This window comes from Flavobacterium amylolyticum (genome assembly GCF_048284335.1).
GTDB lineage: Bacteria > Bacteroidota > Bacteroidia > Flavobacteriales > Flavobacteriaceae > Flavobacterium.
Map to the genome: position 1 here is coordinate 1,064,127 of NZ_JBLVPG010000001.1, position 13,332 is coordinate 1,077,458.

Annotated in this window: 13 protein-coding genes; 3 read left to right on the top strand and 10 right to left on the bottom strand. The window is 35.5% G+C overall.

Annotated elements, in window-relative coordinates:
- Positions 1-2 precede the first annotated feature (2 nt).
- Genes ACNQF9_RS04755 through ACNQF9_RS04775 form a run of 5 tightly spaced genes read right to left on the bottom strand, consistent with a single transcriptional unit; the run spans position 3 to position 4,244 of the window.
- A complete protein-coding gene (locus ACNQF9_RS04755) occupies positions 3-1,835 on the bottom strand; it encodes an ABC transporter ATP-binding protein (protein ID WP_417959093.1) in 1,833 nt (610 codons plus the stop codon).
- Position 1,836: 1 nt separating this feature from the next.
- Entirely contained in the window at positions 1,837-2,160 is a 324-nt protein-coding gene (locus tag ACNQF9_RS04760; RefSeq protein ID WP_417959094.1) for an SUF system Fe-S cluster assembly protein, read from the bottom strand.
- A 4-nt stretch (positions 2,161-2,164) separates the two neighbouring features.
- Positions 2,165-2,584 (bottom strand): SufE family protein, encoded by a 420-nt coding sequence (locus ACNQF9_RS04765; RefSeq protein ID WP_417959095.1) that lies wholly within the window; start codon positions 2,582-2,584, stop codon positions 2,165-2,167.
- Entirely contained in the window at positions 2,584-3,018 is a 435-nt protein-coding gene (locus ACNQF9_RS04770) for a hypothetical protein (protein ID WP_417959096.1), read from the bottom strand. Before ACNQF9_RS04770 ends, ACNQF9_RS04765 begins: the two co-directional genes overlap by 1 nt.
- A gap of 11 nt (positions 3,019-3,029) precedes the next feature.
- The gene (locus ACNQF9_RS04775; RefSeq protein ID WP_417959097.1) at positions 3,030-4,244 is read right to left on the bottom strand and encodes an aminotransferase class V-fold PLP-dependent enzyme; all 1,215 of its coding nucleotides are present in this window, start codon (positions 4,242-4,244) and stop codon (positions 3,030-3,032) included.
- Positions 4,245-4,429: 185 nt separating this feature from the next.
- On the opposite strand from ACNQF9_RS04775, the gene ACNQF9_RS04780 reads away from it, so the two are divergent.
- Positions 4,430-5,776, top strand: a complete 1,347-nt coding sequence (locus ACNQF9_RS04780) for a serine hydrolase domain-containing protein (protein ID WP_417989727.1) — start codon at positions 4,430-4,432, stop codon at positions 5,774-5,776.
- A gap of 262 nt (positions 5,777-6,038) precedes the next feature.
- Here the strand turns inward: ACNQF9_RS04780 and sufD are convergent, their stop codons facing one another.
- From sufD to ACNQF9_RS04805, 5 genes are all read right to left on the bottom strand, one after another.
- Positions 6,039-7,355, bottom strand: a complete 1,317-nt coding sequence (gene sufD / locus ACNQF9_RS04785) for a Fe-S cluster assembly protein SufD (protein ID WP_417959098.1) — start codon at positions 7,353-7,355, stop codon at positions 6,039-6,041.
- An 82-nt stretch (positions 7,356-7,437) separates the two neighbouring features.
- On the bottom strand, positions 7,438-8,190 hold the full coding sequence (gene sufC, locus ACNQF9_RS04790; RefSeq protein ID WP_099714056.1) for a Fe-S cluster assembly ATPase SufC: 753 nt from the start codon (positions 8,188-8,190) through the stop codon (positions 7,438-7,440).
- Positions 8,191-8,226: 36 nt separating this feature from the next.
- Positions 8,227-8,715, bottom strand: a complete 489-nt coding sequence (locus ACNQF9_RS04795) for a flavodoxin family protein (RefSeq protein WP_417959099.1) — start codon at positions 8,713-8,715, stop codon at positions 8,227-8,229.
- A 7-nt stretch (positions 8,716-8,722) separates the two neighbouring features.
- The gene (gene sufB / locus ACNQF9_RS04800; RefSeq protein WP_417989728.1) at positions 8,723-10,171 is read right to left on the bottom strand and encodes a Fe-S cluster assembly protein SufB; all 1,449 of its coding nucleotides are present in this window, start codon (positions 10,169-10,171) and stop codon (positions 8,723-8,725) included.
- Positions 10,172-10,251: 80 nt separating this feature from the next.
- Positions 10,252-10,581: a HesB/IscA family protein gene (locus ACNQF9_RS04805; RefSeq protein ID WP_417959101.1), complete on the bottom strand. Its 330-nt coding sequence runs from the start codon at positions 10,579-10,581 to the stop codon at positions 10,252-10,254.
- Positions 10,582-10,750: 169 nt separating this feature from the next.
- Between ACNQF9_RS04805 and ACNQF9_RS04810 the strand changes: the two genes are divergently transcribed.
- Both ACNQF9_RS04810 and ACNQF9_RS04815 read left to right on the top strand, forming a co-directional pair.
- The gene (locus ACNQF9_RS04810) at positions 10,751-11,611 is read left to right on the top strand and encodes an MBL fold metallo-hydrolase (RefSeq protein ID WP_417959102.1); all 861 of its coding nucleotides are present in this window, start codon (positions 10,751-10,753) and stop codon (positions 11,609-11,611) included.
- A gap of 76 nt (positions 11,612-11,687) precedes the next feature.
- On the top strand, positions 11,688-13,319 hold the full coding sequence (locus ACNQF9_RS04815) for a S8 family peptidase (RefSeq protein WP_417959103.1): 1,632 nt from the start codon (positions 11,688-11,690) through the stop codon (positions 13,317-13,319).
- The last annotated feature ends 13 nt before the right edge of the window (positions 13,320-13,332 follow it).

Below are 13,332 nucleotides of genomic sequence, written 5' to 3' on the forward strand. Positions count from 1 at the left end.
TTTTATAGATAGCCTTCAGCCTGCAATGTGAACAGCTGGGCATATAATTTATTGTTTTCCATTAACTCATTATGCGTTCCTGATTCTATGATCTTACCTTCTTGTAAGACTAAAATGCGGTCTGCTTGTCTCACTGTGCTAAATCTATGAGAAATTATCACACTTGTTTTATCTTTTATTAATCCTATAAACCGTTCAAAAACTTCGCTTTCGGCTTTGGCATCCAGTGCCGATGTGGGCTCGTCTAGAATCATAACCTCAGCGTTTTTCATATATGCCCGTGCCAACGCAATTTTTTGCCATTGTCCGCCGGATAGTTCCTGACCTTTGGCAAATCGTTTTCCTAGTTGCTGTTCGTAGCCATACTTTAATTCAGAAATAACGTCGGTGGCCAAACTCAATTCAGCCGCTTTTTGTATTCGTTCGTAATTATTAATTTCATCAATTTTTCCGATAGCAATATTTTCTTTCACTGAAAATTCATATTTGAAAAAATCCTGAAAAAGGACTCCAAAATACTCCTGATAAGCGGCCTTGTTATATTGGTTTATATTGATGCCGTCAAGCAAAATTTCACCCGATGTTGGCTCATAAAACCGAAGTAGTAATTTGGTCAGTGTTGTTTTTCCGGCACCATTCTGCCCAACGAATGCTATTTTTTCTCCTACTCTTATATCAAAACTAATGTCTTTTAATATTTGATTGTCAGATTCCGGATACGCAAAATAAACGTTTTTAAATTCAAATCCGGTTTTGATTTTTTCTGGCAACGGAACCTCGTTTTTATTCTTATATTCAGATGAAATGTCAAGAAAATCAAAATAATCTTTCAGATATAAAGCGCTTTCGGATATCCGAGTAAATTTTGAAAAAAAATCGCGCAGACTACTCATTAAACGATTGAAACTCCCGGATAAAAAAGTTAATTCACCCAGTGTAATTCCGCCCGAAAGGACTCTGTAAATTATAAAAACATACGCTGCATAGTAGCTAATTGATCCTAAAACATTAAATAAAAACCCGTAACTGGAACGTTTTACAACGAGCGATTTATTTAATTTAAAATAACGTGTTGCAAGGGTTTCAAATCTTTCTACTAGAAAGCCAGTTAATCCAAAAAGCTTAATTTCCTTTGCCGTTTTATCATTGGCGCCAATAAATCTAAGGTAATCCAATTCCCTTCTTTCAGAAGTCCAGCTTCTAGCCAGCGAATATTGTTGTTGGCTGAAACGGACTTCATTAATAAAGGATGGAAAAATGCTTAAAATTAATAAGACAATTAAATAAGGTTCAAAATAAATTAATCCTATCACAAGCGAAAAGATGGAAATAGTAGTTTGCGCCTGCCCTAAAACATTCGACATTAAATCGACACGACCGGCCGTTTGCGTTCTTGCTCGGTCAAGCTTGTCGTAAAATTCAGAATTTTCCAGCAGACTAATATCGATTTCATTAGTCTTTTTGATGATTTTAATCGAACTGTTGATATTGTACTGATCTCCAAGAATTCCGTCTGTAAGTGAGATGGCACGACTTACCAAATCAGATAATACGACAAGAATAAATTCTATTGCTACAGAATGCCAAAGCGCAGTATAATCCTTTTCGCCATGTGTTGTAATTTGGATGATGGCATCAAAAATGAGTTTTCCAACCCATAAAATTGCAACAGGCAACAAAGCCGCAACGAGTCTGCAAAAAGCTGATGTCAAGAATAACGTTTTGTTAGTACGCCAAATTTCTTTAAAAAAGCGGGGAATAAAAAAAAGCGAATCAAAAGATGATTTTAATCCAATTTTTTGATCGTTTAAAGATTTTGGTTGATTACGTGCCATTTTATAGCATTCCCAATTCTAATTTTGCTTCTTCACTCATTAAATCTTTGCTCCAAGGCGGATCAAAAGTAATTTCTACTTCAGCGTCTTTTACATTCTCTAATGATTTTACTTTGTCTTCGACTTCTCGGGGTAAACTTTCCGCAACGGGACAGTTTGGGGAGGTTAGCGTCATTAGGATTTTTACTTCATAATCGGTGTTTACCATTACGTCATAAATCAATCCTAATTCGTAAATATCTACAGGAATCTCGGGATCGTAAATTGTTTTTAATATTTTTACGATTGATTCTCCTAATTCGGCAGTGTCTATTTGTTGTTCCATTGTTCTAGTTTTGTGTGTTGAATGCCAAAGCATACATTTTTATATTTTTTATCATCGATACTAATCCGTTAGCACGAGTTGGGGATAAATGCTCTTTTAAACCTATTTCGTCTATAAAATTCATATCGGCTTCCAGGATATCAGCTGCTTTTTGGTTTGAAAAAGTACGTATCAAAATGGCAATAATTCCTTTGGTCAAAATGGCATCGCTATCGGCGGTGAAAACGATTGCATCGTCTTTTTTCTCCCCTTGCAGCCAAACTTTCGATTGGCAGCCTTTAATCAGGTTGTTTTCTGTTTTGAATTCTTCTTTTATTAAAGGAAGTTTTTTCCCTAGTTCGATAATGTATTCATACCGCTCCATCCAGTCGTCAAACATAGAAAACTCGTCAACGATTTCTTTTTGTATTTCTTTAATTTTCATTATTCTTTTTTAACTAATGAAGTTATTATATTGATAAATTTTTTAATTTCTTTTGGTGGAAAACCATGGTCAAAACCGGTTGTCCCATAGATTTTATCTTTAACGATAATTTTCAAATTACCAATTGCTGCACCGTCATAAAAACGTTTATCAGTAGGTGCTTTTAATTTACCCAAAGTATCTAATGGAACGGTTTTAAAGCACGTGACTAATTCTTTCCAGTTGGCATCTGATATTTTTGTCGGTACTGGTTTGTCGTTTCCCTCCCTGTCTTTTGAAACAGTTACCATTTTATTTTTGATTGTTATTTTTTGATAAAAGCCTCTGGTATTGGCCGTGTATTCAATAACAACAGTTTCAATATCTTGGGCTTTGGCACTATCGCAACCGTTGCCTAGGAAAATAGTCAAGAATAATAGTGATAGAATCTTCATAATGTTATTTTTTATGACAACATGAGTTGCGCTTTTTTAATCGCTTGCACCATACTGTCAATCTCTTCTTTGGTATTGTAAAAAGAGAATGATGCTCGTATCGTTCCTGGTATACAAAAGAATGTCATGATGGGTTGCGCGCAATGATGTCCTGTTCTTACTGCAATCCCTAATTTGTCAATTATGGTGCCAATATCATACGGGTGAATGCCTTCAATATTAAACGAAATTACGGAAGTTTTTTCTTTGGCTGTGCCAAAAATTTTCAAACCTTCAATTTCTAATAAACGTTTTGTTCCATACTCAAGTAATTCTAACTCCTGTTGTTGAATGTTTTCAAAGCCAACTTCATTCATATAATCTACAGCTGTTCCCAGTACAATTCCACCAGCTATATTTGGTGTTCCTGCCTCAAATTTATGAGGTAAATCAGCATACGTTGTTTTCTCAAAAGTTACATCCTTAATCATTTCACCTCCACCTTGGTAAGGTGGCAATTTATTTAACCAGACTTCTTTTCCGTATAAAATTCCAGTTCCCGTAGGGCCACACATTTTATGTCCTGAAAAAGCATAAAAATCACAATCTAATTCCTGTACGTCGGGTTTCAAATGCGGAACGGCTTGCGCTCCATCAATCAAAATTGCGGCGCCAACCGCATGTGCTTTGTCAATCATGTATTTGATAGGATTCACTGTTCCAAGCGCATTTGAAATATGATTTACGGTTACGATTTTAGTTTTATCCGAAAGTAATTTGTCGTATTCAGACATTATCAGTTCGCCCTCTTCATTCATAGGAATTACGCGCAAAGTAGCACCAGTTTTCTCGCACAACATTTGCCAAGGCACAATATTACTATGGTGTTCCAACGCCGAAACTAAAACCTCATCACCGGGTTTTAAAATCGAAGCAAATCCGTTGGTCACTAAGTTAATTCCATGCGTTGTACCCGAAGTAAAGAGGACTTCGTGAGCAAACTTGGCATTGATATGATGTTGAATTTTACCTCGAGAAGTTTCATAGGCGTCCGTGGCTAATTGACTCAACGTATGAACACCACGATGAATATTGGCGTTAATTTCCTGATAGTATTTTGAAATAGCGTCAATCACCACTTGTGGTTTTTGCGAAGTAGCTCCGTTGTCGAAATAAACTAATGGTTTTCCGTTTACTTTCTGAGAAAGAATAGGAAAATCAGCTCTGATTTTATTTATATCTAACATTTCTTTATTTAGAATTTTTCTAAATACAAAAGTACTAAAATTGAAGCGAATTTTCTGCAAACACTTGTTAATATAATCAAAGCATTGCGGAATTAGGTTTAGTTTTAAAACTTATTTTTCTTCATGTCTTAATGCTTCCAATTTTTCTAATTGTTTTTTGTTAAATTGCTCCAAATTAATTCTATATGAAAATTTTTTTCAGATTATTTGGTTTAGCCATTCTCATTGGTGTTTCTTATTTTGGATTCACGACTTATCCAAAACTGGATTTAATTTCTGGTTTTTCAGCCAAAAGTATCGCTTCGGGACATTTTATTGACAATCGTTCACAGGGAATGATGGAGAAAGGGGACAATGATATCGATATGATTGATTTAGCCAAAAATAAAATTGAAGAAAGCAGAAGATTTGCAGTGGCTTCGGTTTATGGTTTGAAAGAGCGAAAAGCTATTTATCGAGAAGGTTTGGGCGCTACTTTAATCAACGATGCTTTTGATGTTACAAAATCGTATTTAGTTCCTAAAAGAACAAAAATAAACAATGATTTACCTTTTCCATATGGAAGCAAGGAACTCAAAGATACCGTTTTTGCAAATGTTGATTATACTAAATTGAATATAGCTGTGGCCAATGCTTTTGATGCAAATGGACAAATTAAAAAAAGAACGCGTTCGCTTTTGGTGCTTTATAAAGATAAAATCATTGCCGAAAAATACGACACTGGTTTCGATAAAAACAGTAAATTACTGGGCTGGTCGATGACCAAAAGTATTACGAGTGCCTTATTTGGAATTCTTCAAAAACAAGGAAAATTCGACATCTATAAACCCGCTCCCATTGCGGAATGGCAAAATGACAAACGCAAAATTATTACTACAAATGATCTATTGCACATGAATTCTGGTTTGGAGTGGGATGAGCAATATGATAAAATTTGTGATGCCACTAAAATGCTTTTTCAAGCCGAAGACATGTCACGGGAACAACTGGTTAAACCGGCGACCTTTCAACCCAATACGCATTGGAATTATTCTTCAGGAACGACAAATTTACTTTCTGGGATTTTGCGCAAGCAATTCAAAACGCATCAAGAATACTTAGATTTTTGGTATGCTGCTTTGATTGATAAAATAGGGATGAACTCGATGGTTGTCGAAACGGATATGGCCGGGAATTATGTGGGGTCATCCTATGGTTGGGCAACAACTAGAGATTGGTCAAAATTTGGGTTGTTGTATTTGCACAAAGGCAACTGGAACGGGGAACAAATTTTTAACGAAAGTTGGGCTAAATATACTGCAACTCCTACCAATACTTCTAATAGAAGGTATGGCGGACACTTTTGGCTCAATGCAGGCGGGCATTTTCCCGATGTTCCAAGAGATATGTATTACTGCAGTGGTTTTCAAGGTCAGATGGTAGCGATTATTCCTTCACTGGATTTAGTAATTGTGCGACTGGGTTTGATTGAAGAACCTGAATTTGATTTTAACGGGATGTTGCGTGGGATAATTGAAAGTGTGAAGAAATAATTTTTATGATAAAGAATAAAGTTTTACAATCAGTTTTAATGATAATTGGAGGTTGGTTTTAATAGGTTTAGGTTATTCTACGAATCTAGGTTACTCAATAATAAATACATTTTGTTTTTTGGGAGGTCTTGTATTGTTTTTTATAGGAATTATAATGTTTATTATTGCAGTTAAAGACTAAAAAGTTAACCGCAAAGGGCGCAAAGTTTAGTAAAAACCTTGCGCCCTTTGCGTAAATATTAGTGAACCTTATGGTTAAAAATTACAAATCGAATCCCATTTTTACCCCTAATTTAGTTGCAATAATCGTAGTAATTCGTTTTTTGAGTTCCGGTATTTTAATGCTTTCAATTACCGCATTGGAGAAGGCGTACATTAATAACGCTTTGGCTTCTTTTTTAGGAATTCCACGCGCTTGCATGTAGAACATTGCGGTTTCATCCAATTGTCCAATAGTACAGCCATGAGAACATTTTACATCATCAGCAAAAATTTCTAGTTGCGGTTTGGCATTGATTGTCGCTTTGTCGCTTAATAAAATGTTATTGCTTTTCTGAAAGGCATTTGTTTTTTGGGCTTCTCTCTCTACAAAAATCTTTCCGTTGAACACACCAGTTGCACGATCAGAATAGATTCCTTTATAATCTTGATGACTTTCGCAATTAGGAGTAGAGTGCTGCACTAGAGTGTAATGATCTACGTGTTGTTTCTCTCCAATTATTGTTATTCCGTTAAGATAACTTACAATTCTTTCTCCAAAATGATAAAAATTCAAGTTGTTTCGGGTCAGGTTTCCACCAAAAGAAAACGTGTTTACCGACACACTGCTTTCTTGTTCTTGAGAAACATAGGTGTTATCAATAAGATTTGCATCTAAATTGTCATTTTGAATTTTATAATAATCTACAACAGCACTTTTTTGAGCAAAAATCTCGGTAACGGAATTCGTTAATACCGGATTTTCATTTAAGCTTTGATGACGCTCAATAATTTGCACATGAGAATTCTCACCAACAATCACCAAGTTTCTTGGTTGTACCAAAAGCGCCGCTTCATTTCCTGTAGAGAAATACATGATTTCAATAGGCTTGTCAGCTACTTTACTTTTTGGGATATTGATATACGCTCCCTCATTGGCAAAAGCCGTATTCAATGAAGTCAAACTTTCGTCTTTGCTTGCAATTTGGTTAAAGTAAGTATCGATCACCATTTTGTATTTTGGTTTGGTTAATGCGGATGACATTAAGCAAACATCTATACCTTCATGCGTAGTCGATGATAAGAACGAGCTGAAAACGCCGTCAATGAAAACGACCTTATAGGTGTCAATTTCATGTAAAAAATATTTTCTTACATCGGCAAATTCAATTAAACCTTCATGTTTAGGAAATACGGTAAAGTCATTTTTTAGGATGGCGTTTAGTGACGTGTATTTCCAAGCTTCCTCTTTTTTGGTTGGGAAGCCTTTATCTTCAAAGTTTTTTATGGCAGCCGTTCTCACATCATGTAGTTCGGAGTGAACATCAATGCGCTCTTCGAAAGCCATAAAAGACGATAGTAATTTTTCTTTCAATTCCATTTTCTTTATTGTTTAAAGTTTAAGGTTTAAATGTTTAAAGTTATCTCGTGGCAACTTTAAACTTTAAACTTCAAACAAAATTTTAAGCTTCTTGTTCTTGTTTAATCCAGTCGTATCCTTTTTCTTCTAGTTCGTGTGCTAGTTCTTTTCCGCCAGACTTTACAATTTTCCCATTGTACAATACGTGAACAAAATCAGGAACGATATAATCTAGTAATCGTTGGTAGTGTGTGATCACTACAATTGCATTTTTGTCGCTTTTCAATTTATTGACTCCATTAGCTACAATACGCAAGGCATCAATGTCAAGTCCAGAATCAGTTTCATCAAGAATGGCTAATTTAGGTTCCAACATTGCCATTTGAAAAATTTCATTCCGTTTTTTTTCTCCACCAGAAAAACCTTCGTTTAGAGAACGAGAAAGAAATTTTCTATCGATTTCTAATAATTCAGATTTCTCGCGAATCACTTTCAGCATTTCATTGGCAGGCATTTCTTCCTGACCGTTTGCTTTACGCGTTTCATTAATTGCGGTCCTCATAAAGTTGGTTACCGAAACGCCTGGAATTTCCACTGGATATTGAAACGAAAGAAACACACCTTTGTGTGCTCTTTCCTCTGGCGCCAGTTCCGAAAGATCTTCTCCATCTAAAGAGATTTCGCCTTCAGTAACCTCATAATTTTCGTTTCCTGCAATGATGGAAGCCAGTGTACTTTTTCCAGCACCGTTTGGTCCCATAATCGCGTGAATTTCTCCTGCTTTTACTTCAAGATTGATTCCTTTTAATATTTCTTTGTCTCCAATGGAGGCGTGTAAATTTTTTATACTTAACATTTGTTTCTTTAATTTTAAAAGGATTTAAATTCTCTTTTATTCTAAAATACTATTGATATGTTCTTGGTCTTTCATTGTTAGATAGGACAAATGCTTTTCTCCTAAATATTTTATTCCTAAATATTTCGCAGATAATCGAAAGGGTAAATAAAAATCATAATCTAATTCATCCTCATCAGAATTTGAAATTACAAACATATTTTTACCTCTTAATTTCCGGCCTAATTCTTTTTCGATTCTGATTAAATCAGAAAAGCGGTCAAAAAACACCTTCATTATTCCGCTCATTGCATACCAGTAAACGGGTGTTGCAAAAACTAGTGTGTCATATTTTTCAATAATTGAAGTTATTAAAGGTAAAAAATCATCGGCTCTATTGTCACTTTCATAATCATAATAGGAAATAGAATAATTTCTTAAATCAATAACATCAGCATTTATTTGGGTGGAAATTTTAGCAACTATTTTTGAAGTATTTCCATTGCTTCTGGAAGAACCGACAATAATAACCTTTGTGTTTCCCATAATCAAATTATCCTACACTTCCCTCAAGAGAAATTTCTAATAATTTCTGTGCTTCCACTGCGAATTCCATTGGTAACTTATTCAAGACCTCTTTGCTAAAACCATTTACGATTAAGGCGATAGCCTTCTCTGTCGGGATTCCACGTTGGTTGCAATAAAAAACTTGGTCTTCGCCAATTTTACTTGTCGTAGCCTCATGTTCGATTTTTGCCGATGGATTTTTATTTTCGATATATGGGAACGTATGTGCGCCGCAATTATTCCCCATTAATAAGGAATCACACTGTGAAAAGTTTCGGGCATTATCTGCATTTGGTCCAATTTTAACCAAACCGCGATAACTATTTTGTGATTTTCCAGCAGAAATTCCTTTAGAAATAATGGTCGATTTAGTGTTTTTTCCAAGGTGAATCATCTTGGTTCCGGTATCGGCTTGTTGGTAATTATTGGTTACAGCAATCGAATAAAATTCTCCTGTTGAATTGTCTCCTTTTAAAATGACAGAAGGATACTTCCAAGTTATAGCGGATCCGGTTTCTACTTGAGTCCAAGAAATTTTTGCGTTTTTCTCACAGATTCCTCTTTTGGTCACAAAATTATAAACGCCACCTTTGCCTTCTTTGTTTCCAGGATACCAGTTTTGTACGGTAGAATATTTGATTTCGGCGCCTTCTAAAGCGATCAGTTCAACTACAGCAGCGTGCAATTGATTTTCGTCACGACTTGGTGCAGTACAGCCTTCTAAGTAGGATACATAACTACCTTCGTCAGCCACTAATAATGTTCTTTCGAATTGTCCTGTTCCGGCTTGATTGATCCTGAAATATGTCGAAAGTTCCATTGGGCAACGAACGCCTTTTGGAATATAACAGAACGAACCATCAGAGAAAACGGCTGAATTCAAAGCCGCATAAAAGTTATCTTTTTGTGGTACAACGGTTCCCAAGTATTTACGTACTAATTCTGGATGCTCTTTGATAGCTTCAGAAATACTCATAAAGATAATTCCTTTTTCGCCTAATGTTTTCTTGAAAGTCGTTGCTACCGAAACGGAATCAACAACAATATCCATAGCTACATTATTCATCATTTTTTGCTCATCGACAGAGATGCCTAACTTTTTATACATTTCTAAAAGTTCAGGATCTACATCATCCAATGTTTTATTAGGATCTACCGCTTTTGGCGCGGAGTAATAGGATATGGCCTGAAAATCAGGTTTAGTATAGTGCACATTAGCCCACTCTGGCTCTATCATTAGTTCCCAAGCACGGAATGCCTCCAGACGCCAATCCGTCATCCATTGTGGCTCTCCTTTTTTGTGCGAAATAGCGCGAACGATATCTTCATTCAAACCAATAGGAAACGTTTCTGATTCTAATTCGGTGTAAAATCCGTATTCGTATTCTTTGTTTTCGAGTTCGATTTTTAAATCGTCTTCAGTGTATTTTGACATGTTTTTTTAGTCTTAAAGTTTAAAAGTCCAATGTGAAAAGTCATTTTTTGCCTTCCGACTTTATGACTTTTGATTTTCGACTATAGTGAAAATGATTCTCCACATCCACAAGTTCTATTGGCATTTGGATTATTAAAAACAAACCCTTTGCCATTAATACCTCCTGAGAATTCTAATATTGTTCCGGCTAAGTACAAAAAAGATTTTTTTTCAACAGCAATAGTGATATTATTGTCTACAAAAATTTTATCGTCATCGCTTTTTGTTTTATCAAATTTTAAATCATAAGACAATCCAGAACATCCGCCGCTTTTTACACCGACTCTTACGTAGTCAGTTGCTGCGTCAAAACCATCATCTTTCATTAAATCGATGATTTTTTTTCTTGCAGTGTCAGAAACTTTTATCATAGCTTATATTGATTTTGTCTAAATTAAGCACAAAGATAGTGTATAAAATGCTTTTTCCATAACTGATGACATTTTTATAACCAATGCAAAAATAGAAAAAAGCTATTTGTAACCAGTAAAAGGATTTGAATTCCTTAACTTTGAAACTTCTCAAAAAAATATAAAAAACATGAAATTATATCCCATAGAAACCGGAAATTTTAAATTGGATGGAGGTGCTATGTTTGGCGTTGTGCCAAAAACGATTTGGAATAAAACCAATCCAGCCGATTCAACTAATTTAATTGATATTGCCGCACGGTGCTTGTTGATTGAAGATGGGGATCAATTGATTTTGATTGATACCGGGATGGGAAATAAGCAATCAGAGAAGTTTTTTGGGTATTATTCGCTTTGGGGAACGCATTCTATGGATAAATCGTTGGCTAAATATGGTTTTCATCGCGAGGATGTAACTGATGTTTTTATGACACATTTACACTTTGATCATTGTGGGGGCAGTGTGCAGTGGAATACAAATAAAACGGGTTACGAGCCTGCGTTTAAAAATGCCAAATTTTGGAGCAATGAAAATCATTGGCAATGGGCTACGAAGCCCAATCCTAGAGAGAAAGCATCGTTCTTGTCGGAAAATATTCTACCCATGCAGGAAAGTGGGCAATTGAATTTCATTCAAAGACCGGAAGGCGATTTTCTTACAACATCAGAATTGGGTTTTGGCATCTTCTTTGCAGATGGTCATACTGAAAAACAGATGATTCCGCACATTCAATACAAAGACAAAACGATTGTTTTTTGCGCGGATTTATTGGCTACAGCTGGACACATTCCTATTCCTTACGTTATGGGCTATGATACTAGACCACTACTGACATTAGACGAAAAATCAAAATTCATGAATGCTGCAGCGGATAATAATTACTATTTGTTTTTAGAACACGATGCACATAATGAAATCATAACAGTAGAGAAAACCGAAAAAGGGGTTCGCCTAGCAGCAGTTTTTACTTGCGAACAAATCTTAACATAGTGTTAATAATAACTCCGGTTGTAACAAAAAAAATTATTTTAGACAAATATTTTAAAACTAATAAAAAACATTTTCGATGAATACTATTAAACCCATTTACATTTCTGCTTTTGCTTTTTTAGCATTAGCAGGTTGTGGCGCTTCAAGACAAGTTTCAAATATTTCTAATTCGGATCTGGTAGCTGTAAGCGCTCCTTTAAACATTAAAAAAAAGGCACCAATAACTGAAAATGATTTGAAGCGTTGGAGTCATTTAGATATAGTGACTGATACCATTCCTGGGATGAGTGTTGACAAGGCGTATGCTGAACTATTGAAAGGTAAAAGAGGGGTGCCAGTTATTGTTGGAATTGTAGATTCAGGTGTAGATATCGAACATGAGGATTTAAAATCGGTGCTTTGGACCAATTTGAAAGAAATTGCGGGAAACGGAATTGATGATGACAAAAACGGATACATCGATGATATTCACGGATGGAATTTTCTGGGGGATAGTACCAAAGAGAATTTGGAATACGAAAGAATCATCAAAGATAAAACTTTAGTGGATCAAGCGACGTATCAGGCCGCTAAAGCATTAAATGACAAAAAAGTTGCGGATGCAGTAGCGGGGCAAATACGTTCAGAGCAAATGTTAGAGACCCTTACAACTAGTGATGCAACTTTAGTGAAGCATTTTGGTAAGCAAGTCTATACTATCGAGGAGGTAAATGCTATTGTTTCACAAGAAACAGCAACACAAAAAAGCAAAGCGGCCATGCAACAGATGCTTTCTTATGGTTTGCCTATAGCAGAACTAAAAGTGGCGGTTCAAAAACAATTAGACGATCAGATTGCACTTATAAACGGAGACAACTTAAAAACAGATTACCGTAAAGTAGTAGGAGATAATCCAAACGATATTACCGACACTAAATACGGAAACAACAATGTAATGGGACCTGATAAGAACGAAATTCTTCATGGGACACACGTAGCAGGAATTGTAGCGCAAAGCAGAAACAATGTGTTAGGAGGCGATGGTGTTGCTAATAATGTTCAAATTCTTACCGTTCGTGCAGTGCCGGATGGAGATGAGTATGATAAAGATATTGCCCTTGGAATTCGATATGCGGTTGATAATGGAGCCAAAGTAATTAACGGAAGTTTTGGAAAAAGTTTTTCTCCACACAAACAATGGGTATATGATGCTATAAAATATGCAGAAAAAAAAGATGTTTTAATTGTTCATGCAGCAGGTAATGATGCAAAAGATATTGATTTTGCTGAAAACTTCCCTAATGATTCAGAAGATAAAGTGACTGAGTTTGCCGATAATTTAATCACCATTGGAGCTTTAAATTTTGAATATGGGAATAAAGTAGTGGCTCGTTTTTCTAATATTGGAAAAATTAATGTAGACGTTTTTGCTCCAGGAGTAAAAATCTATGCTACAACTCCAAATAATACCTACAAGTATTTACAAGGAACTTCAATGGCTGCGCCAAACGTTGCTGGGGTTGCCGCATTGATTCGTTCGTATTATCCCAAATTATCTGCTCAGCAAGTAAAACATATTTTGATGGATTCAGGAGTTGCCATAACAACAGATGTAGTAGTAGGTGGAAAAGCAAATGATATTCGTTCTTTTACTGCATTGTCAAAATCAGGGAAAATCGTAAATGCATACAATGCTTTACTGATGGCAGAAAAAATGTCTAAAAAATAACAATTCAAATATT